Here is a 20,527-nt window from a genome sequence, read left to right as displayed (position 1 = left end):
TAGACTCCCCTAGAGACACTCCGCAGACGGGACAGCAGAATGACCGCGAGTGTCAGCAAGATGCAGTAGTCAGGGAGGAAGCGTCGTCGTGAGCAGCAGGCCATCCCGAGGCGCTGCTCGCCTCGCAGCGATACTCGACGCCCTCCCGGACGCGCTGTTGCTCGTCAACTGCAACGGCACGATCGTCAACGCCAACCACATCGCGCTGGAGTCCTTCGAGGCTCCGGGCACCGCCCTGGTCGGCCGTGGTCTGCTCGATCTGCTCCCCTCCTTCGATCCCAATCGCATTCCCGGGTCGATGCGGCGCCCCGAGTCGGCACAGCGGGACGGCATCAAGCCGACCCGGATGATGGCCCGGCGCACCGACGGGGCGCAGATTCCCGTCGAGGTGACCAGCGCGAATCTGGAGGACGGGCGGACTCCTTACGCCGATCAGTACAGCTACACCGGCGATGAGCTGCTGATGCTCATCGTGCGCGACCTGACCGGGACGCTCGACACCGAGGCCGAACTCGCCCGTCAGCAGCGCCAGACCGAGATGATCCTGCGCGCGGCGGCGGAGGGCGTGGTCGGCGTGGACACCGAGGGCAAGGTGGTCCTCGTCAACCCGTCCGCCGCGCAGATCCTCGGCTACCGGGCCAGCGACATGGGCGGTCAGGAGCTTCACTCTCTTGTACACCACTCGCGCCCGGACGGTTCCCCGTTCCCGTACGAGGAATCGCCCCTCGCCGACTCCCTGCGCTCCGGCCGCAAGCACCGGGTGCGCGGCCAGGTGCTGTGGGCGAAGGACGGAAGCGAGGTCCTGGTCGATCTGACCACCGCGCCCGTCCGCGACGGCGAGCAACTCGTGGGCGCGGTGATGACCTTCACCGACCGGCGTGCCGAGAAGGCCATGGCGGCCAAGCACGCCGAGGAGGTGGAGAGCCTCACGACCCAGCACACGGAGGAGGTCGAGAGCCTCACCACCGAGCACACGGAGAAGGTGGAGAACCTCACCGCCCAGCACACGAAGACCGTGGAGGAGCTGCGGACGCAGCTCGCCGAGGAGCGCGCGCGGTACACGGCACAACTGGAGTCCGTCACCGCCCGGAACAGCCAGCTTCTCGCCGTGCTGGACCAGTCGCTGCGCGGACCGCTGCTGCAGCTGCGCGGTGAGCTCGGTGTGCTGGCCGACGACCCGGCCGGGCAGCTGTGGCCCGAGGCCAACCAGATCCTGCACCACCTCGCCGCCGGCTACACCCGGATGACCACGCTCGTCGACAACGTCCTGAGCTATCAGCGGCTCGACGCGCACAGCGAGGAGCTGGCCCGCCGTACGGTCTCGATGGACGAGGTCGTATCGGCCAGTGTGGAGGGCGCGGTCGAGCTGATCGGCCCGGGGCGCGCGCAGTTCGCCGTGCACGCGCCGCCGATCGACGCCGAGGTGGACCCGGAGCGGCTCGCCCAGGCGCTCGCCCATCTGATCGCTGACGTGGCCGGGGTCGACTCCACCGGTAACACCGCCGCGGGCAGCTCGGCGAGCGACTCGACGATCGTGGTCGCGGCGGCGCAGCGCGGCGATGTCGTACGGATCGAGGTCCGCGGACCGTACGCGGGCGGCGACCCGGTGCACGAGCCGATCGTGCGCGGGATCGTGCGCCGGCACGGGGGCGTGCTCCAGACCCATGAGATGCCGGGCATGGGCGGGCACGCCTATGTCCTGGAGGTGCCGATCTCGGCGGCTGCCGCGGCCGAGCAGGAGCGCGCGGACGGCGACACCGCCGGTCAGGGCGACGGTACGCAGGGACAGGGCACCTCCGGCGCGGGCACCGACGCGGGTACGGGCACGGGTACGGGCACCGCGGGCGGGAACGCCACCGGCCAGACCCCGACCGGACGCCGCGCCCGACACGGCGCGGCCCCCGGCGGCACGTCAGGCGACACCAGCGGCGGCGGTACGCAGGGCAACGGCACGCTGGGCAGCGGCACAGAGGGCGGTACGCCTCCGCCCAACCTCCGTAAGGCCGACCCGCATACGGCCGACCCTCATGCAGCCGATCCCCGTACGGCCGACCCGCGCACCGCCGCTCAGCAGGGCCCCCCGGGCACGCCGGCCGCACTTCCCGCGGTCGTCGGCGAGGACACCGCGGCCCAGCAGCAGGGCGCGGCCGAGGCCGAGGACACCCCACGGCCCACCGGGCGGCGCAGGGCGCGCCCCCACCCCGACGAGGCGGCGGCCGCGGCCACGGCCGCGCACCCCGCCCAGAACGCCGAGCAAGCCGCGACCGGCAGTCATCGCCATGCTCGCGGCGACGCACCGGAAGCGGCCGGTCCGCAGCCGACGGGGGCCGCCGCCATGGGCGTTGTGCCGCCTCAGGGCATTCCGGCCCAGCAGCAGCCCCAGGGCCGCCGCGCCCGGCGCGGCGCCCCGGCGCAGGAGCAGGGCAGCCCTCAGGCTGCCGGTGCCCCCGCTCAGGGCGCGGGCGGTCGGCCCGCCCTCGCCCTGCCCGCGGGCGCCTCCGACACGCCCCAGCGGCCCGCCCAGCCGGTCGCATCGGGCATGCCCGCGCTGCCCGCCGCCCGTGCCTCCGAGGAGCAGCAGCCCAACTGGGGCCAGGACACCGGCGCAGGCCAGCCAGAAGAAGTCCCGCCCACCGGACGTCGCCGCGCCCGCCGCACGCTGGCCGAGGCGTCGGAGCCGGCGGGGCCCGACCAGGCACAGCCCCAGGGCCAGGGCCAGGGCCAGGCCCAGCCCCAAGCTCAGCCGCAGCAAGCCCAGTCGCAGCCGCAGCCCGCGGGGGAGCCCGGTCTCGTCCGCTCTCCCTTCGCGCTGCCCCCGGCCGCCGCCGACCGGGCGCAGCCCGGCGCGCTGCCGCCGGAGCTCGGCCCGGCCGGGCTCGTCCCCGCGCAGCACGGCGCCCGCGAGGCGCGGGGCGGCGCGCCTCAGCCGCAGCCGCAGCCGGGCGGGGGCCTGGCCGTACGAGGCGAGCCCGTACCCCCCAACGGCGCCGCACGGCCCGGGGGCTGGCCGTCCGACCCCGGTCAGGCACCGGGCCAGGACCCGCGTCGGCCCCACCCGCAACCGCAGGCCCAGGGCTCCGGCGCCGCTCAGCCCGCCGGATCGGGCAGGCCCGCGCTGCCCGCCGCCCGTACGCCCGAGGAGCAGCAGCCCAACTGGGGCCAGGACACCGGCGCGGGCCAGCCGCAGGACGTCCCGCCCACCGGACGTCGCCGCGCCCGGCGGCCACTGGCCGAGGAGCAGCCGGAGGCGACCCAGGGTGGTCCGGGTAATCCGGGTGGTACGCCCCAGGGTGGTCCAGGAGGCCAGGGTGGTCCAGGTGGCCCGGGTGGTCCGCAGCCCGTGGAGGCGAGCGGGCGCCCGCCGGCCCAGCAGCCGACGCAGTGGCCGGACGCGCCCACGCAGCCCCGTCCGCAGCCGCTGCCCGCCGAGGCCCCGCAGAGCGCCGACGCCGCCCAGGGGCGTGCGATCAGTGTGCGCACCCTGGGCCAGGGGGTGCCGTTCGCCCAGCAGGTGGGGGAGCACCCCCAGGGCCAGCCGCAGCAGGGCCAGCCCCAGGGACGCCCGCAGCAGGGCCAGCCCCAGACGCCCTCCGGAGGCACCAGCTTGGGCTCCGGCAGGCGCCGCAAGCTGGCCGCCCGGCCCGAGATGGCGGACCAGGGCACCTCGGCCGAACTACAGCCGGCCGGCAGCCGTTCGCAACCGCACCCCGGGGCACAGACCGGCGCGCAGCCCCGCCCCCAGCCCGGGCCGGGGGCGCAGCCGCAGCGTGCGGCGAGTGCGTCGCAGAGCTCGGGCCGTGCGTTCGCCATCGGCGCGCCGGACGAGGGCGCGGAGGGGCCGGAGCCGCTGGACGGGCCCAACGGCGCCGTCGAGATCGTCGACGACCGCACCCCGCCGCCCGACGACGAACTGCCGCCGGAGCCGCTGGACAACCCGCGCCGCCTCCTCGTGTGGCCCGCGCCGGACATGTCCACCCAGCAGGCGCTGAGCGACCGCGGCTACCGTCCGGTGATCGTGAACTCCCGCGAGGAGGTCGACGCGCAGATCGCCGCGTACCCGGCGGCGCTGTTCGTCGATCCGCTGACCGGGCCGATCACCCGGACCGCGCTGCAGTCGCTGCGCACGGCCGCGGTCGCCGCCGAGGTACCGGTGCTGGTGACCGCGGGGCTCGGCCAGGCGACACGGGAGGCGGCGTACGGCGCCGACCCGGCCGTCCTGTTCAAGGCGCTCGCCCCGCGCGACAGCGAGCAGCATCCGTCGCGCGTTCTGCTGATCGAGGAGCACGAGCCGATCTCGGCGGCCCTTACGGCGACGCTCGAGCGGCGCGGGATGCAGGTCGCCCGCGCGGCGACGGACGCGGACGCGGTCTCGCTCGCGGGGCAGATGCGGCCGAATCTGGTGGTGATGGACCTGATGCAGGTACGCCGCCGCCGGGCCGGGATCGTCGACTGGCTGCGCGGCAACGGACTGCTCAACCGCACCCCGCTGGTCGTCTACACCTCCGCGGACATCGATCCGGCGCATCTGTCGCGGCTGGCCTCGGGCGAAACGGTGCTGTTCCTCGCGGAGCGCTCGACGAGCGCGGAGGTGCAGTCGCGGATCGTGGACCTGCTGGCGAAGATCGGCACCAACTGACGCGCGCGGTCCTTACGGTGACATGCGGCCCGTAAGGGCACGCCTGCTGTCCATGCGGTGACGCGCGGCCCGTAAGGAGGCACTCGGCTCCTTACGGTGGCCGCGTCACCGACCGACAAGGGCTCGGGCCCGCTCGGCCCGCGCCCCCGACCCGGGTGTTCCTCAGCCCAGTGTGGTCACATCCAGCTCCCCGTCCGCGTACTGCTTGCGGATCACCTTCTTGTTGAACTTCCCCACACTCGTCTTCGGCACCACCGGGATCAGCGCCCAGTGCTCCGGCAGCTGCCAGCGCGCGACCCGTTCGGCGAGGAAGGCCCGCAGGCCCTCGTAGTCGACCGTGGCGCCGTCCGTCAGCACCACCGTGGCCAGCGGCCGCTCGCCCCACTTCTCGTCCGGCACCGCCACCACCGCCGCCTCCGCGACCTCCGGATGGCCCATCAGCTGGTTCTCCAGCTCGACCGAGGAGATCCACTCGCCGCCCGACTTGATGACGTCCTTGGCCCGGTCGGTCAGCGTCAGATAGCACTCGGGGCTGATGGTGCCGACATCGCCGGTCTTCAGCCAGCCGTCCTCGGTGAACTTGTCCTCGGGGCGGAACGGCTCGCCGTCCGCCCCTCCGTAGTACGCGCCCGCGATCCACGGCCCGCGTACCTCCAGCTCACCCGGCGTCTTCCCGTCCCATGGCACGACTTCGCCGTCCGCCGAGATCAACCGGCACTCGACGGACGTCGGGAAGCGGCCCTGCGACAGCCGGTACGGCCAACCGTCCTCCGCCGAGAGCCCGCCCGGCGGATGGGCCACGGAGCCGAGCGGCGAGGTCTCCGTCATGCCCCACGCATGGACGACGTGGATGCCGTGGCGCTCCTCGTACGCCTTCATCAGGGAGGGCGGGCAGGCCGAGCCGCCGATGAAGACGTCCCGCAGACAGCTCACCTCCCGTGGCCTCGCGTCGAGTTCGGCGAGCAGCCCCTGCCAGACGGTGGGGACGGCGGCCGCGATGGTGGGACGTTCGCGCTCGATCATCTCGGCGAGCGGCTCGGGCTGGAGGAAGCGGTCGGGCATGAGTATCGAGGCGCCCGCCATAAAGGCGGCATGCGCGGTGCCCCATGCGTTTGCGTGGAACATGGGCACCACCGGCAGCAGGGTGTCGCCCCCGGACATCCCGAACGACTCGGCGGCGTTGACCTGCATCGAGTGCAGGTAGATGGAGCGGTGGCTGTAGGCCACGCCCTTGGGGTCCCCGGTCGTCCCCGAGGTGTAGCAGAGCGCGGCGGCCTGGCGCTCGTCGATCTCCGGCCAGGCGTAGTGCCGCGGCCGGCCCTCGATCAGCTCCTCGTAGTCATGGACCCGGGCGGCGCAGCCGTCCAGGACGGAACGGTCGCCGGGCCCCGCGACCACGATGTGCTTCACGGTGGTGAGGCCGGGGAGGAGCGGGGCGAGCAGCGGCAGCACCGAGCCGTTGACGATAATCACGCGATCGGCGGCGTGGTTCACGATCCAGCCGAGCTGCTCGGTGGGCAGCCGGAGGTTGAGGGTGTGCAGCACGGCGCCCATGGAGGGGACCGCGAGATACGCCTCCAGATGCTCGCCGTTGTTCCACATCAAGGTGGCCACGGCCTGCCCCGGCTCGACCCCGAGCTCATCGCGCAGCGCGTTCGCCAACTGGATCGACCGCATGCCCACGTCGTGGAAGCTGCGGCGCCGGGGCTCGTCCTCACCGGTCCAGGTGGTCACATGGGCCGTACGGCCATGCACGAGTGCCCCGTGTACGAGGATGCGGGTCACGGTCAGCGGTACGTCCTGCATCGTGCTGAGCACCGGGGCCTCCAGGGTTCCGGTTACGCGCGGGCTGAGGTTCCGCCGATTCTGCAGCCGACCGCTCGGTATGTCACTACCCCCGGACCTCGTCGGTCGCCCCGTCGGTCGCCCCGGCGGTCCCCCTGCTGCCCCATACGTCGGTGCCCCGGTCGGCCCCCGTCGATCGCCGCTGGGCCGGTCACGCCGCGTAGTCGAGTTCCGGGTCCTCGCGGAGCTTGCTGAGGGCGCGCGAGACCGCGCTCTTGACGGTGCCGACGGACACTCCGAGTACCTCCGCCGTCTGCGCCTCGCTCAGGTCCTCGTAGTACCTGAGGACGACCATCGCCCGTTGACGGTCCGGCAGCCGCAGTACGGCCCGCCACAGCGCGTCGCGGACGACCTGCCGTTCGGCGGGGTCCGGGGCGGGCACCGTCTCGGGCTCGGGCAGCTCGTCGCAGGCGAATTCGTCGATCTTGCGCTTGCGCCACTGCGAGGTCCGCGTGTTGACCAGCGCACGCCGCACATAGCCGTCCAGCGCGTTGTGGTCCTCGATACGCTCCCACGCCAGGTACGTCTTGGTCAGCGCGGTTTGCAGCAGATCCTCGGCGTCGCACACGTTGGAGGTCAGCGAGCGGGCGGTGCGCAACAGCACCGGCCCCCGCGCCCGTACATACGAAGTGAACGACGGGAACGCGGCGGCGGATACGCCTGTGCACACGGTCGTGGTCATGGCTTAACGCTAGGAGCGGGCAGGTCGGAGCGGATCGGCCATAAGTGCCGAAGAGGGATCAGCCTCAGGTTGTACGGGTAGCGCTGGCACCACCTCCTCCGGGGGGAGGGGGCAAGCCGAGGGTCAGGGTTCCTCCCGAGGGTTCCCCGAGAGCGTCCCCGAAGGCGCTCCGGGAGAGTTCCCGAGGATTCCCCGAAGATGCCTCCGAAGACGCCCCTGAGGACGCTTCCGAGGATGCCTCCGAGGATCCAAGGGTGTCCCGGACGCGGGCCGGTGGCGGTGGGTCACTTGATGATCGCGACCGGTGCGTCCACTTTGTTGCGGTCGATGCGCAGCGTCCGGCCGCCGTGCGTCACATCGACGTTGCCCTTGTACTGGTGGATGCGGCGGTGCGGATTCCACGCGCTCTTGGCCAGCACCGGCTCACCGTACAGCGACGGCTTCCCCTTCCAGCGCGCGAACCACATGGCGGAGGGCAGGTCATGGACCCCGGCCCGGCGGGCCTGCTCCACATGGCGCACCCCGGACTCGGCGCTGCTGTAGAAGCCCGGAAAGAAGCCGCGCGAGCGGACCTCGCGGTTCCAGCCCCGGATGAAGGAGAGCGTCTTGGCGGCGCAGCTCGTTTTCGTCAGGTCGTACGCCTCCATATCGAGGTACAGCGCGCTGCGCTTCTTCAGGGACAGCGCCTTGGCGCGCGCGACCGCGTCCTTGCCCTCCGCGCGCCCCTGGGAGAAGGGCTTGCTGCCGATCGGCACATGCTTCTTGTTGGCGCTGCGGACGCAGGGGGCCTGGGATCCGACGAAGATGGGCAGCACCCGCCACTTCATGCTCTTGACGCCGCGCATCCAGGAGACGGTGAGATTGGGCTGGCTCGCACAGGCCCGGCCGCGGCCGGCGTAATAGACGCCGACGGCGCGGTAGCGGGAGCTGTTCCACGCCCGCAGGGTGGCGAGGGACGGCGCGTGGCAGGTGTCGAAGGCCCAGCCCTGGAAGACCTTGGCGCCCGGGGGGCGGGGGTCGGGCAAGACCTCCGCCGAGGCGACGGGGGTGGTACCGGCGATCGCGGTGGCCAGCGCCGCGGCCAGACCGGCGGTCCAGCCCGTGGCCTGCCAGCTACTCGGACTGCTCGAGCTGCTCCGCCTGCTCGGCCTGCTCCGCCTGCTCTGCTTTCTTCGGGTCATATGAGGAGTGAAGGTGGACCTCGGCGGCCCGATACCGCCGACACGCGCACGGTTCAGCCGTCTGCGCCGAGGAGAAGCCCGGATGTCGGTACCCCGGTGCCCGCGGTGACCAGGGCGCGGGCGGCCCCCGGCACCTGGTTGACGGAGGTGCCGCGGATCAGCCGGACGGCCTCGGCGATCCCGTTCATCCCGTGCAGATACGCCTCACCGAGCTGACCGCCGTGCGTATTGAGCGGCAGCGCGTCCTCGGCGACGAATCCGGCCGCCTCACCGCGCCCGCAGAAGCCGAACTCCTCCAGCTGCATCAGTACGAACGGCGTGAAGTGGTCGTAGAGGATGGCCACGTCGATATCGGCCGGGGTCAGCCCGCTGCCGCGCCACAGCTGCCGGGCGACCACCCCCATCTCGGGAAGGCCCGCCAGGTCGTCACGGTAGAAGCTCGTCATCTGCTCCTGGCCTCGGCCCGCGCCCTGCGCCGCGGCCGTGATTACGGCGGGCGGACGCGGCAGGTCGCGCGCCCGCTCCACGCTGGTGACGACGAGCGCCTGGCCGCCGTCCGTCTCCTGACAGCAGTCGAGCAGCCGCAGCGGCTCGACGATCCAGCGCGATGCGGCGTGATCGGCGAGGGTGATCGGCTTGCCATGGAAATACGCGGCCGGGTTGGTGGCCGCGTGGCGGCGGTCGGTGACGGCCACATGGCCGAAAACCTCGGGCGTCAGCCCATAGGCGTACAGATAGCGCTGGGCGGCCATGGCGACCCACGAGGCCGGGGTCAGCAGCCCGAAGGGCAGCGACCAGCCGAGCGCGGCGCCCTCGGCGGACGGCTCGCGGTGCTGTACGCCGGAGCCGAAGCGGCGCCCGGAGCGCTCGTTGAACGCGCGGTAGCAGACGACGACCTCGGCGACGCCGGTCGCGACGGCGAGCGCGGCCTGCTGCACGGTGGCGCAGGCCGCGCCCCCGCCGTAATGGACGCGCGAGAAGAAGGTGAGATCGCCGATGCCGCACGCCTGCGCCACGGTGATCTCGGGGCTGGTGTCCATGGTGAAGGTGACCAGCCCGTCCACATCGGCCGGGGTGAGCCCCGCGTCGTCCAGGGCCGCCTGCACGGCCTCCACCGCTAGCTTCAGCTCGCTGCGGCCCGAGTCCTTGGAGAACTCGGTGGCACCGATTCCGACGACGGCGGCCCGACCGCCCAGCGTGTCCGCCTTACGGGCGCTCATCGGGGGGTGTCCGGGGTGGTGGTGGGGGCGTCGGTGGTCGCTGGGGTGTCGGTGGTCCCCTTACTGGCGTCACCGGTTCCCGGGGCGTCGGTGGGGAGCTGCACCGTGACCTTGCCGGTCACGTGGTGGCCGATGCCGTTCCTGCCGGTGACGGCGACCTCCGCCGTGCCCTCCGCGACCGCGGTGACCTCACCCGTCAGCACCATCTCGTCGCCGGGGTAGTTGGGCGCCCCGAGCCGGATGGCGACCTTACGGAGGCGGGCCCGCGGCCCGAAGTGATCGGTGATGTACCGGCCGACCAGCCCATTGGTGGTGAGGATGTTCATAAAGATGTCCGGGGAGCCCTTCTCCTTGGCCGCCTCGGCGTCGTGGTGCACATCCTGGTAGTCCCGGGAGGCGAGGGCGCCGGCGACGATCAGGGTCCGGGTGATCGGGATACGCAGCGGGGGCAGCTCATCGCCCGTACGCACCGTCATAGGGCCGCCTCCTCGTCCGTACCGTCCGCCAACTCCGCCAACTCCGCCGGGTCTGCCGGGTCTGCCGGGTCGGCCGCGCCCGCCGGAGGGTTCGCCTCGTCCGTCCCTCATGCCTCGGCGCCCCGGAAAACGGGCAGTTCCAGCTCCTCGTCCACGCGCAGGAACTCCAGCTCGACGGGCATGCCGATGCGCACCTTGTCGTACGGCACCCCGGTAATGCCGCTGACCATCCGCACCCCCTCCGCGAGCTCGACCAGGCCGACCGCGTAGGGCGGGTCGAAGGCAGGGAAGGGCGGATGGTGCATGACCACATAGCTGAACACGGTGCCCGCGCCGGACGCCTCGACCGCCTCCCAACGTTGGGAACCGCACGCCCCACACCCCGGCAGCCAGGGGAAGCGCGGGACGGCGCAGTCCAGGCAGCGCTGGATGAGCAGCCGATGCCGGGCGACGCCCTCCCAGAAGCCCGCGTTGTCGCGGTTGATGACGGGGCGAGGGCGACGGGGGCGGTCGGCCGCCCGCTCCGACTCCCGCTGCCGTCTCGGCTCCGGCTCCCGCTCCGGCTCCCGTTTCGGCTCCGCCTTCGACCGCGCGGGTGCGTACTTGAGGATGCGGAAGCGGTGGGTGCCGGCCAGCTCCCCGTCCCCGGTACGGACGTTCATCCGGGTCGTGACGAAGTATCCGGTGCCCAGCTTGGTGGTCTTGCGCGGCGACACCGACTCGATGACCGCGTCGAAGGTGATCTCGTCGCCGGGGCGCAGCGACCGCACGTACTCCTGCTCGCAGTCGGTGGCGACCACCGAGGTGCAGCCCGCGTCGTCGAGCAACGCCAGCAGCTCGTCGTACGCCTCGGAGCGGGCCGAACCGTCGGGGTGCCCGGCCAGCCCGCCCATCGTCCACGCCTGCAGCATGGTCGGCGGAGCGATACCCGGATAGGCGGGGTTGGCGTCGCCCATCGCCTCGCACCAGTGCCTGATCATGGGCTCGTTGACCGGGTCCCTGCCCGCGCCGCCGCTCGCGGCCGTTCGCCCCTCGTACGCTCTCAGCCGTCCGTGCAGCTCACCGAGCTCATTCAGGTCATCCAGGTCATCCAGGTCATCCAGGTCGTGCAGCTCATCGCGCGTCATCGCTGCCCCTGCCGCATGTCTGCCGTAGAAAGCAACCTGACTATCCGTCAGATAAGTGGACGCCGTCAAGAATGCTGAAGCACGCCGCCACCCGCCACCCGCCACCCGCCCCCAGGCCCACCACGCACGATCGCGCGATGGCGTCGATACGCCACCGCGCGACCGCACGACCTCACCCGTCCCGTTTCGCTCAATGAATCACCACAGCTCACTCAGATCGATCGGACATTGCCCCACCCCTGCGTTACCCCTGCGTTCCCTTGCGGGCGCCCGCGATGGCGGCGACCTGCCCCCGTGTGATCGGGGCAGATCCCAGGAGCCGCGCCCCGCCCTGGACGCGGAGAACGGCGGTGCGGCGAAGGTGCGCCCGGAGCCCGTCCTTGTGCCCACCATCTCGATTCCTCCGATCCTCCGACGCTCGGGAAGTGTCGCGGAAGCAGAGTTGCCCACCGATTCCCGGACGATGCGCACGGGCCATGGGAATTACCACGCAAGCATGATGAACCTGTTTTAAACGCCCGACACACCCCCGCTCCCCTCACCGCGCCGATGCGCCGGGTGCGGCGGTACGGCGGTACGGGGCGCGCCACCCCGCCCCGCCGCAGGGTGGGCCTTACGAGGGAACCGGTTCCGCATAGTTTCGGCCATCCTCGGCGACTTGCCGGGCCCTCTTCCCATTACCGAACACTTGTCCGAAAATGGGTCACATGGCGAATCCCGCACTCGCCCATGTTCTTGCCCACGCCCTGACCGCCGCGGCCCACGGCTTCCGCGTGATCCCGCTGACCCGCGCGAAACTGCCCGCCGTGCGCTCCCCTCACCACCACGACCCCGCGCCTCTGCCATGCCGCGGCGAATGCGGCCGGCTGGGCCACGGAGTCCATGACGCGTCGGCGGACCCCGAGGCGATCCGCGCCCTGTTCGCCGCCGCCCCCTGGGCCACCGGCTACGGCATCGCCTGCGGACGCGCCCCGTACCACCTCATCGGCCTCGACCTCGACCTCAAGGGCGGAAGGCCAGGAAGACCCCGAGGACCCGGGGGAGCGGGCGCCACGGACGGTCGGACCAGAACCAGAAAGCCCTGTGCAAACCGTAAGGACGGCACGGACAGCACGGACGGTCTGGCCGCGGACGGTCTGGCCGCCCTCGCCCGGCTGGCCCGCGAGCATGCCTTCGCCATCCCCCCTACGGTCACCGTGCTCACCCCGAGCGGCGGCCGCCATCTCTGGTTGTGCGGCCCACCCGGCCTCGCCGTACCCAACTCCGCCGGACGTCTGGCCCCCGGCATCGACATCCGCGGGCTGGACGGTTATCTGGTCGGCCCCGGCTCATACGGCTCGCACGGCAGCTACCGCCTCGCGCCGGGCTCCCCCGCCTGGGCCCCGGCGCCCGCCCCGGCCGCCCTGCTGCGCCTGCTCACACCCCCGCGCCCGGCCCCGCACCGCTCATACCGCCCCGGCCCGCCGTCCCCCGGGCCGCATCCCGCCGCCCTGGAGGGGCTCGTACGGTTCGTCCGCGCCTCACGGGAGGGCCAGCGCAACGACCGCCTGTTCTGGGCCGCCTGCCGCGCCTACGAGACGGGCGCCGGGCCGGAGTTGGCCCCCGCCCTGATCGAGGCCGCGCTCGACACCGGCCTGGCCCCCCGCGAGGCCCGCGCCACCGTCGCCTCCGCGGCCCGCAGCGCCGCCCGCCACCTCCAGCCCCCGGACGCGTGGGCCTGACGCATACGCCCGGGCCGGATGAACAGAGCAGTGGCGGCAGCCGTACGGCAGGACGCCAGAGGCGGCGCGATCCAGCGGTATACGGACGGTGAGCCGTGCGTTACGTGAACGAGGAGCACTATCGTGACCATGCGACGAGGCGCTCCGTACAGGAACCGAAAGGCGCAGGGACCGCATGGCGCGGTGACCAGGCGGCGCAGGAACCAGGCCCGTTCGCCGGTGCTTCCGCCCCGAGGCGGACCGTGAACGGATTCCCGCTCTCCCCGTGACCAGTGATCGGCGACCGGTGACCGCTGACCGGCCGACCGGTGACCGTCCGACCGCCTCCGGCGCACCGGTACCAAGGCGCGAGCAGGGGGAGCATTGCACGAGCTCTACGCACAGGGGTGGTTCGCGGACTTCGCGTTACCCATTGGCGTCTGCGCACTGGTCACCTGGATCTCGCTGGTCCACCGCTTCTCCGACAAAGGCCGCCTGCTGGGAACCGTAAGGTCCGCGGCGCTGTGCTGCGGCATCATCGCCTGCACCTGCGCGGCGGCCCTGCTCACCATCGCCCTGCTGCTGCCGCACGCCGCCGATGTGCCCCCCGCCGTGGCCGCTGCCGCCGCGGGCGGGGCCCTGGCGCCTCGCGTCCGTCAGCAGCAGAACCAGCAGTCCACACCGCCCTTCGTGGCCGTGATCACGCTGGGCATCGCGGTGCTGCTGAGCGAGCTGGAGCGGCGGCTGGTCCACGACATGTACATCCACTGCCACCGGCTGGTCCGCGACTTCGAGAACGTGGCCCAGCTGCGCATGTTCGCCTTCGAGGCCCGCCGCCACCTGCGCGGCTGCGCCGCCGCGACCAAGGACAGGACGACGATCAACACCTTGTACGAGGAGGTGGACCAACTCCTGGACGACGCGACCAAGGTCGAGGCCGATATCGAGGCGAGGTGCCGGCAGCGGGAGGTCCAGGAGTTCCCGCCGGAGCTGCACACCCCGACCCGGGAGGAGGCGGAGGACCGCCGTCAGGCCCTGGCGATGGCCATGGACGCGTGCGCGCGCATGCTGGAGTTCGGCTACCGCACCGGCAAGCGGAGTGGCGACCGCGAGCTCACGCGGCTCCGGGACGAGGCGCTGGCCGCGCGCCCCATGGCCACGACGGGCACCCCGCACCCCTGACGCGACGCCGCACACCACAACACCCGTCAGGGACGCACACCGACACGCTCAAGGAGCGTAGACAAAGGCATCGGACCCATCGCCCAGCCCACGCGTCCGACGAGCCCCGTCCTCCTTGGGCTCCACAAAACTGATCTTGATGTCCAGATCCAGGGCCTCGGCCACGGCAGCGAGACTCCGCAGCGTCAGATTCTCGTCTCCGGAAAGTATCTGGCTCACCCGTCCCGGGCTGACATCCATGAGCCGGGCGAGGTCGGCGCGGCTCATGTCGCGCTTCCCCAGCAACCCCGCGACCTCCACGGTGGCCTGACGTGCCAGCCGGGCCCCCGCACAGTCCGCGGCCTCCCCCTTCGAACCCTTGCCTTTCCACGGCACACTCATCACTCTCCCAGCGCATGGTGCCGACCGTTGGGCTTCACACCCCTCGGCGACAGGATCCCACCTTTAGCTACAACTAAAAGCCCACTTCCCCGATCCCCGCCAGCCAGACCACCCCCACTTGCCCAATCCCCCGCCCTGACCTGCACCAACACCCCACCCATAGCTTTTCGGCCAGATCTGCCCTCGGAGCGGAAAGCTGACCGCCGAGCAAGAACGCTTCAGGCTGGCCAACAATGACTGACACAAACGCCGCCTACCCCAACCCTCGACCGCAGATCCCACGGTCTACGACCCCGAGGTCCACCCCGGCGCGGCGGCCTGGTTCAAGTCCACGCCCCAGGGCCGTCTCGCGCTCAGCCTCGAGCGATCGACCAGGGCGTTGCGAAAGTGCTGGTCACGGTGCTCGTTGAGCGCTGCGACCAGCACGATCACCCTGCGACGGACGGCGGACCTCTCCTACCGCGTGGCCGCGGCCCTGTGATGCGTGAGGTGATGCCCCCACACTCGACCACGCTGGGCTCGCGGTAGTCAGCCCCGCCCAATGTCCTTACGCGCGAAGGCTGTTCAAGGCCGCACGCCCCGTGCTGGAACTGCTGACATCGATGCCGACCTTGACGCCTTCAGGCAGCGAAACGTGCCAGTCCTCGTTCACGCCGGCACCGAGGTACTGGTCAACCGCGGTGTGCATCCTCCCGGAGCTGTCCTTCCAGTACAGCCGGAAACGCATCTTGCGGTCCATGTCCTGGTTGTAGCCGTAGAACCACTCGCTTTTGGCGCTGAAGTACGCGCTGGCTTCCACGCCAGAGGCGTTGTGCCGGACAACGCCCGCGTCTCCCGATACCCCACCGGCGTCCCCGTCGTCGGCATCGCGGTTGCAGTCCCCGAAGTAGCTGCTTGTGGTGCTGTCAGCAGAACACGTGGTGTTGCCCGCGTGCGCGGCGGGAGCCATGGCGAGACCGGCCAGGGTGACCGCCGCGACGGTCGTGCCCATGGTGGCGGTGCGTATGGAACTCTTCATGTGAATGTCCCCCTGTTGTGTGGTGCTATAGGTCACGCTCTGGTACGCAAGACCATGATCATTCTATCGTTCACATCCCCGCGGACCGCGTCCGCACCCGGTAGCAGCTCGGCTCCCGCGGCCGACGGCCGCCGACGTTCGACAAGATCGACTACAAGCGGCGACACGCGGTCAAGTGCCGAATCAGCCCGCCTCAAAAGCCACCGCGCGGTCCCGCGACGGCCACGTGTCCGCGCCGCGCGTCCTACGCCGAGCTGACCGAGCACCGCGCCGCCCAGCTGCCCGCTGACCCCCCGCGCGGTGCCCATCCCTCCCGTGCTGGTGCGCATGCTGCGAGAACACATAGAGACGTACGGACGGCCGAGGACGGCCGCTTGTTCCGGGCTCACCGGGGCAGTCACGTCCTTTCCAAGGAGTACGGCGAGATCTGGCAGGCTGCGCGCCCCGTGGTGCTGTCAGAGGAAGAGGCCAAGACTCCGTTGGCCGAGAGGCCGTACTCGGCCAGGGCGGCTGGCGTCTCCCTCTGGCTCGAATCGGGCGTGGCTCCCGCCGAGGTCGCCCGGCGGGCCGGGCACAGCATCGCCGTCCTGTTCCGGTTCTACGCCAAAGTGATCCACCGTAACCAGCAACGCTCAAACGAACAGATTGAGCTGTCGTTGAACACGGCCGACGAAGAGCCCGACCCGATGTGAAGTTGAGGGGCACACCCGTGTCCGGAAGGCGCGCCCTCCTGAACTGGGGCGCCCCTAGGGTGATCGGATGATCGAGATTCGTTGTGCCCGCCCGCACGACGGCGACGCGCTCGGCGAGATACACGCCGCAGCCTGGCAGGCGTCTCATGCCCCCTTCTTCCAGCCGGAGTTCGCAGCGCATGCCGTCCAGAGCAGGCGTACAAGGTGGCATGAGCGGATCGCAGAGGGGACAAGGACGATCCTCCTCGCCGAGCTGGACGGCCGCCCCATGGCGCTGTCCTCCCTACTCCCGTCCCCGACTCGGCCAGGTCTCGCAGAGATCTTCAGCTTCTACTGTCACCCCGACGGCTGGGGCAGCGGCGTCGCCGCAGCGCTGATGACCGAAACGCTGCGCCACCTGCACGACGACGGGTTCGCTCGGGTACACCTGTGGACGTTGCGCGACACCCCACAGTCCCGCCGCTTCTACACCAAGTGCGGCTTCACCGAGTCCGGCGCCGCGCGCCTCCGACTACGGCGACGGCAACCCCCTCAACCAGATCGAATACGAGCGGGCCTGTTGACTACGGCACGAAGTACTTCAGTCGGGCAACTCCGAGAGTGCTGATCGGTTCCATGCCCATGGACAGGACTTGGGGGCCCGGCCGGTCCAGAAGCAGCCAGATTCCCTGGGCGATCTGGCCCACGCCTGGCCCACACGCCCTGGTCAACGGTGGGAGCCCGGCAGGTCAAGGCGAGGCGGCGGACACGCAGAAGGGGTGCCCCTGAACCAGGGGCACCCCTTCTGACCAGCTAGTTCGCTGACCTGCGCGGAGGCTGAGGGATTTGAACCCTCGGTGACATCGCTGCCACGACGGTTTTCAAGACCGTTCCCTTAGGCCGCTCGGGCAAGCCTCCCCGCGCCACTCGCGGTGGCGCGGGGATCAGCCTAGCGTGTCAGCTGTCACCCTTGCGCTTCCCCAAGGTGACGTCCGCCTTCGACACCTTGCCGCCGCGCTTGTAGGTGAGAGTGACCTTGTCGCCCGGCTGGTGGGTCCAGATCTCGCTGATGAGGGTCGGGCCGCTGTCGATGGCCATGTCGTCCAGCTTGGTGATCACGTCGCCGGACTTGAGGCCCGCCTTGTCTGCCGGGCCGCCGGGGACGACGGCGGGGCTGCCGCCGGTGCCGTTGGAGGCGATGGTGGCGCCGTTGGCGGAGTCCTTGGTGCTGACCGTGGCCTCGATCACCGGGTAGATGGGCTGGCCGGTCTTGATCAGCTGCTCGGCGACGTTCTTGGCCTGGTTGATCGGGATCGCGAAGCCGAGGCCGATGCTGCCGGACTGCTGGGACTCGCCGAGGCCGCTGCCGTTGCCGGCGGACTGGATGGCGGAGTTGATGCCGATGACGCCGCCGTCCGCGTTGAGCAGCGGGCCGCCGGAGTTGCCCGGGTTGATGGAGGCGTCGGTCTGCAGGGCGCTCATGTACGAGGCGTTGCCGCCGCCTCCGTCGCTGGAGGCGACCGGGCGCTTCTTGGCGCTCACGATGCCGGTGGTGACGGTGCCGGAGAGGCCGAAGGGGGCGCCGATGGCGACGGTGGCGTCGCCCACGGCGACCCGGTCGGAGTTGCCGAGCGGGAGCGGGTCGAGCTTGGCGCCCGCGGCGTTCTTGAGCTTGACCACGGCGACGTCGTAGCCCTGGGCGCGGCCGACGACCTCGGCGGTGTACCGCTTGCCGTTGGAGAAGGTGGCGGTCAGCTTGCCGTTGTCGGCGGCCGAGGCGACGACGTGGTTGTTGGTGAGGATGTGGCCCTGCTTGTCGTAGACGAAGCCGGTGCCGGTGCCGCTCTCACCGTTGTTGCCCTGGGCCTCGATGGTGACGACGCTGGGCAGGGTCTTGTTGGCGATGCTCGACACCGAGCCGGGCGCGCGACTCTCCGTCTTGGGGTTGCCGTAGGCGGAGACCGTGGTGGTGTCGCTGCCGTCGCTCTCCTGGTCGGCGGCCCAGAAGCCGATACCGCCGCCGATGGCGCCCGCGACCAGTACGGCGGCCAGCATGGCGGCGACCAGCCCGCGGGGCTTGCGCTCGGAGGGGCCGGAGGGCGGCACGGGAGCGGTCCCCCACGGTCCGCCCGGGCCGCCCTGCCCACCCTGTCCTTCGCCCGGGCCGCCGGGCTGCTGTCCGCCGTCGGCCGACCACCACGTGCTGGACTGGCCGGCGTCCGCGCCGGGGCCCGAGGCGCCGGGCGCTCCCGGCGGCCCTGCCGCGTCGGACTGGCCTATTGGCGCGTCGGGTGCGGTCGGCCGCCCCGCGGTGGGCTCATAGTCCGGCGCGGGTGGCACGGCCGGGTTCGGGTGCGGCGCCGGAGGGGCCGGATGCGGCCCGGGCGCGGGCGGAACGGCAGAGCCCTCGTTCTCGGTGCTCACAGCAATCTCCTCAGGTGCACGACAGATTTCCTCGACGGCCCACGTGTACGTCTTACCGTCATCAGCTTTTCCCACAGCGCGTCAGACGGCCGTAAGGAGCGGCGGTCCTGCGGACTACCACCCTTTATCCCGGACAATTCGACCCACCGCCATTCCGTGCGAACGTACGGAGGGGCCGTGTCCACCGGCTATCGCCGGGCGGTGGCACCATAACGCGGTGACCTATGCGCGCCCTGCCCGGGACGGCCACCCCGGGCCGCCCACCGTCTCCGTCGTCGCCCACCGCGGGGCCTCCGAGGATGCCCCGGAGCACACCCTGGCCGCCTACCGTAAGGCAATCGAGGAGGGCGCCGACGCCCTGGAGTGCGATGTCCGGCTGACCGCCGACGGCCATCTCGTCTGCGTCCACGACCGCCGCGTCGACCGCACCTCCAACGGCCGGGGCGCGGTCTCGGCGCTGGAGCTGTCCGATCTGGCGGCCCTGGACTTCGGCTCCTGGAAGGGCCGGGCCACCGACAAAGAGGAGCCGGACCGCGACAGCCGGGACAGCACTTCCGTCCTCACCCTGGAACGGCTCCTGGCGCTCATCGCCGACGCGGGACGCCGCATCGAACTGGCGATCGAAACCAAGCACCCCACCCGGTGGGCGGGCCAGGTGGAGGAGCGATTGCTCACGCTGCTGTGCCGCTACGGCCTGGACGCGCCGCCGCCCGGCGAACGTTCACCCGTCCGTGTGATGAGCTTCTCAGCGCGCTCACTGCACCGGATCCGCAGCGGGGCCCCCGCCATCCCGACCGTCTACCTGATGCAATTCATACTGCCGCGCCACCGGGACGGGCAGCTGCCGGCCGGGGTGCGGATCGCGGGGCCGAGCATCCGGATCGTGCGGAACCATCCCGGCTATGTGGCGCGACTGCAGCGTGAGGGGCACCGAGTGCACGTGTGGACCGTCGACGAACCGGAGGACGTCGACCTGTGCGTCCGCCTCGGCGTCGACGCACTGATCACCAATCGCCCCAAACAGGTACTGTCCCAACTCGGACGCTCATAATGGGCATTACAAGGCGTGCACCGGCGCGTTCGGTACGTATTCAATCGTGACGAGTGCGTCACGCGATGCCACTTGGCCGGTTTCCGCTCCAGCACCGCGGGGCATTCATCCCGTGGCGTGGGGCGAAGGAGGTCTCGGGGGTGGCGTTGGTGGTGGCACGGCAGGTGCCGACGTCGTCGACCATGGCCGTACCCCATGGTCCTGCGGGTGTCCGCGCGGCAAGACAGCGGATGCGTGTCGATTTGGGCAGGACTGGGGTATCGGATTCGGTCATAGACGACGCTGTATTGATCCTTTCGGAACTGCTCAGCAATGCATGGCGACATGGCCGCCCTTGGCGTTCCGGCCATGGTGGCGGCACGGTCCGGGCTGCATGGAGCGTCGACGAGCACGACCGGCTGACGGTCGAGGTGACGGACGGCGGAGGACCCACAAGGCCACTTCCGGCCAATCCCTCGGTGACCGCACGCGGCGGTCGCGGGCTGAACATCATCATGTCGCTGGCCGAGGAATGGGGCGTGCGGGACGGAGTCGGCGAGGTCACCGTATGGGCCCTTCTTCCGCCTGACGACGATTTCGCCCGTCGTGTCGTGCTTCCCTCGGATCTCTCCCCCGACCTGGGGACAGAGCTGGCTTCCGGGCTGCGTCCGAGCCTCGACGCGAATCTCGACGCGCGGCTCGACGCCAATCTCGACGCGAACCTGGGGCCGAGTCTCGGGGCGAACCTCGAGGCTGACCTCGACGCGAACCTGGGCCCGAACGTCGAGGCGAACATCGACCCCGATTTCGATCGCGAGCTGGACTTCGCCGATCTGGACGAGCTCGCGTAGCCGACGCGGCTCATGGAGCCGACGCGGTTCGGCCAAAGGGCTAGGCTCGCGCCCGTACCAGTCGTACGCGCCGTAAGAGAGCACTGCCACGGCCGTACGCAGA

The 20,527-nt window shown here is 71.3% G+C and carries 16 protein-coding genes and 1 tRNA gene; 7 read left to right on the top strand and 10 right to left on the bottom strand.

The features are described 5' to 3' along the window. Positions 1-88 precede the first annotated feature (88 nt). On the top strand, positions 89-4,636 hold the full coding sequence (locus J5X86_RS02185) for a PAS domain-containing protein (protein WP_208515113.1): 4,548 nt from the start codon (positions 89-91) through the stop codon (positions 4,634-4,636). A 162-nt stretch (positions 4,637-4,798) separates the two neighbouring features. On the opposite strand, the gene J5X86_RS02180 is transcribed toward J5X86_RS02185, so the two are convergent. From J5X86_RS02180 to J5X86_RS02155, 6 genes are all read right to left on the bottom strand, one after another. Further along, a complete protein-coding gene (locus tag J5X86_RS02180; protein WP_078642343.1) occupies positions 4,799-6,454 on the bottom strand; it encodes a long-chain fatty acid--CoA ligase in 1,656 nt (551 codons plus the stop codon). Between the two features lie 178 nt (positions 6,455-6,632). Continuing rightward, positions 6,633-7,163 carry a SigE family RNA polymerase sigma factor gene (locus J5X86_RS02175; RefSeq protein WP_208515112.1) on the bottom strand — a complete coding sequence of 177 codons (531 nt, stop codon included), beginning with the start codon at positions 7,161-7,163 and terminating at the stop codon, positions 6,633-6,635. A 284-nt stretch (positions 7,164-7,447) separates the two neighbouring features. Continuing rightward, the gene (locus J5X86_RS02170) at positions 7,448-8,344 is read right to left on the bottom strand and encodes a DUF1906 domain-containing protein (RefSeq protein ID WP_208515111.1); all 897 of its coding nucleotides are present in this window, start codon (positions 8,342-8,344) and stop codon (positions 7,448-7,450) included. A 53-nt stretch (positions 8,345-8,397) separates the two neighbouring features. Continuing rightward, complete coding sequence (locus J5X86_RS02165) at positions 8,398-9,564, bottom strand: lipid-transfer protein (protein ID WP_208515110.1); 1,167 nt, start codon at positions 9,562-9,564, stop codon at positions 8,398-8,400. Next, a complete protein-coding gene (locus J5X86_RS02160) occupies positions 9,561-10,040 on the bottom strand; it encodes a MaoC family dehydratase (RefSeq protein ID WP_208515109.1) in 480 nt (159 codons plus the stop codon). The genes J5X86_RS02165 and J5X86_RS02160 overlap by 4 nt, the downstream gene beginning before the upstream one ends. Positions 10,041-10,147: 107 nt before the next feature. Beyond that, a complete protein-coding gene (locus J5X86_RS02155; protein ID WP_243979201.1) occupies positions 10,148-11,167 on the bottom strand; it encodes a bifunctional MaoC family dehydratase N-terminal/OB-fold nucleic acid binding domain-containing protein in 1,020 nt (339 codons plus the stop codon). 707 nt (positions 11,168-11,874) lie between these two features. Here J5X86_RS02155 and J5X86_RS02150 point away from each other — a divergent pair. Continuing rightward, complete coding sequence (locus tag J5X86_RS02150; RefSeq protein WP_208515108.1) at positions 11,875-12,888, top strand: bifunctional DNA primase/polymerase; 1,014 nt, start codon at positions 11,875-11,877, stop codon at positions 12,886-12,888. A 363-nt stretch (positions 12,889-13,251) separates the two neighbouring features. Then, a complete protein-coding gene (locus J5X86_RS02145; RefSeq protein WP_208515107.1) occupies positions 13,252-14,049 on the top strand; it encodes a hypothetical protein in 798 nt (265 codons plus the stop codon). Positions 14,050-14,097: 48 nt separating this feature from the next. On the opposite strand, the gene J5X86_RS02140 is transcribed toward J5X86_RS02145, so the two are convergent. Together J5X86_RS02140 and J5X86_RS02135 are read right to left on the bottom strand one after the other, a co-directional pair. Then, positions 14,098-14,430: a helix-turn-helix domain-containing protein gene (locus J5X86_RS02140; protein ID WP_228053110.1), complete on the bottom strand. Its 333-nt coding sequence runs from the start codon at positions 14,428-14,430 to the stop codon at positions 14,098-14,100. 547 nt (positions 14,431-14,977) lie between these two features. After that, positions 14,978-15,421 (bottom strand): hypothetical protein, encoded by a 444-nt coding sequence (locus J5X86_RS02135; protein WP_208515106.1) that lies wholly within the window; start codon positions 15,419-15,421, stop codon positions 14,978-14,980. Between the two features lie 401 nt (positions 15,422-15,822). Here J5X86_RS02135 and J5X86_RS02130 point away from each other — a divergent pair, with 401 nt between their 5' ends. Next, complete coding sequence (locus J5X86_RS02130) at positions 15,823-16,140, top strand: hypothetical protein (protein ID WP_308124422.1); 318 nt, start codon at positions 15,823-15,825, stop codon at positions 16,138-16,140. A gap of 67 nt (positions 16,141-16,207) precedes the next feature. Then, the gene (locus tag J5X86_RS02125) at positions 16,208-16,747 is read left to right on the top strand and encodes a GNAT family N-acetyltransferase (protein WP_243979199.1); all 540 of its coding nucleotides are present in this window, start codon (positions 16,208-16,210) and stop codon (positions 16,745-16,747) included. Positions 16,748-16,950: 203 nt separating this feature from the next. Here the strand turns inward: J5X86_RS02125 and J5X86_RS02120 are convergent. Further along, positions 16,951-17,037: transfer RNA gene (locus J5X86_RS02120), tRNA-Ser, on the bottom strand. A gap of 39 nt (positions 17,038-17,076) precedes the next feature. After that, positions 17,077-18,543 (bottom strand): S1C family serine protease, encoded by a 1,467-nt coding sequence (locus J5X86_RS02115; RefSeq protein ID WP_208515105.1) that lies wholly within the window; start codon positions 18,541-18,543, stop codon positions 17,077-17,079. 217 nt (positions 18,544-18,760) lie between these two features. Here J5X86_RS02115 and J5X86_RS02110 point away from each other — a divergent pair, with 217 nt between their 5' ends. Both J5X86_RS02110 and J5X86_RS02105 read left to right on the top strand, forming a co-directional pair. Then, on the top strand, positions 18,761-19,594 hold the full coding sequence (locus J5X86_RS02110; protein WP_208515104.1) for a glycerophosphodiester phosphodiesterase: 834 nt from the start codon (positions 18,761-18,763) through the stop codon (positions 19,592-19,594). A gap of 140 nt (positions 19,595-19,734) precedes the next feature. After that, positions 19,735-20,424 carry an ATP-binding protein gene (locus J5X86_RS02105; protein WP_308124421.1) on the top strand — a complete coding sequence of 230 codons (690 nt, stop codon included), beginning with the start codon at positions 19,735-19,737 and terminating at the stop codon, positions 20,422-20,424. Positions 20,425-20,527: the final 103 nt, after the last annotated feature.

The sequence above is a fragment of the Streptomyces sp. NEAU-YJ-81 genome, assembly GCF_017592595.1.
GTDB classification, from domain to species: domain Bacteria; phylum Actinomycetota; class Actinomycetes; order Streptomycetales; family Streptomycetaceae; genus Streptomyces; species Streptomyces hygroscopicus_B.
This window is presented reverse-complemented; position numbering and strand designations above follow the sequence as displayed.

What these genes read in the sequence shown, in the direction of transcription:
- J5X86_RS02175 (WP_208515112.1), bottom strand. Translation starts at nt 7,163, where the DNA reads ATGACCACGACCGTGTGCACAGGCGTATCCGCCGCCGCGTTCCCGTCG.
- J5X86_RS02170 (WP_208515111.1), bottom strand. Translation starts at nt 8,344, where the DNA reads ATGACCCGAAGAAAGCAGAGCAGGCGGAGCAGGCCGAGCAGGCGGAGC.
- J5X86_RS02165 (WP_208515110.1), bottom strand. Translation starts at nt 9,564, where the DNA reads ATGAGCGCCCGTAAGGCGGACACGCTGGGCGGTCGGGCCGCCGTCGTC.
- J5X86_RS02160 (WP_208515109.1), bottom strand. Translation starts at nt 10,040, where the DNA reads ATGACGGTGCGTACGGGCGATGAGCTGCCCCCGCTGCGTATCCCGATC.
- J5X86_RS02155 (WP_243979201.1), bottom strand. Translation starts at nt 11,167, where the DNA reads ATGACGCGCGATGAGCTGCACGACCTGGATGACCTGGATGACCTGGAT.
- J5X86_RS02150 (WP_208515108.1), top strand. Translation starts at nt 11,875, where the DNA reads ATGGCGAATCCCGCACTCGCCCATGTTCTTGCCCACGCCCTGACCGCC.
- J5X86_RS02140 (WP_228053110.1), bottom strand. Translation starts at nt 14,430, where the DNA reads ATGAGTGTGCCGTGGAAAGGCAAGGGTTCGAAGGGGGAGGCCGCGGAC.
- J5X86_RS02135 (WP_208515106.1), bottom strand. Translation starts at nt 15,421, where the DNA reads ATGGGCACGACCGTCGCGGCGGTCACCCTGGCCGGTCTCGCCATGGCT.
- J5X86_RS02125 (WP_243979199.1), top strand. Translation starts at nt 16,208, where the DNA reads ATGATCGAGATTCGTTGTGCCCGCCCGCACGACGGCGACGCGCTCGGC.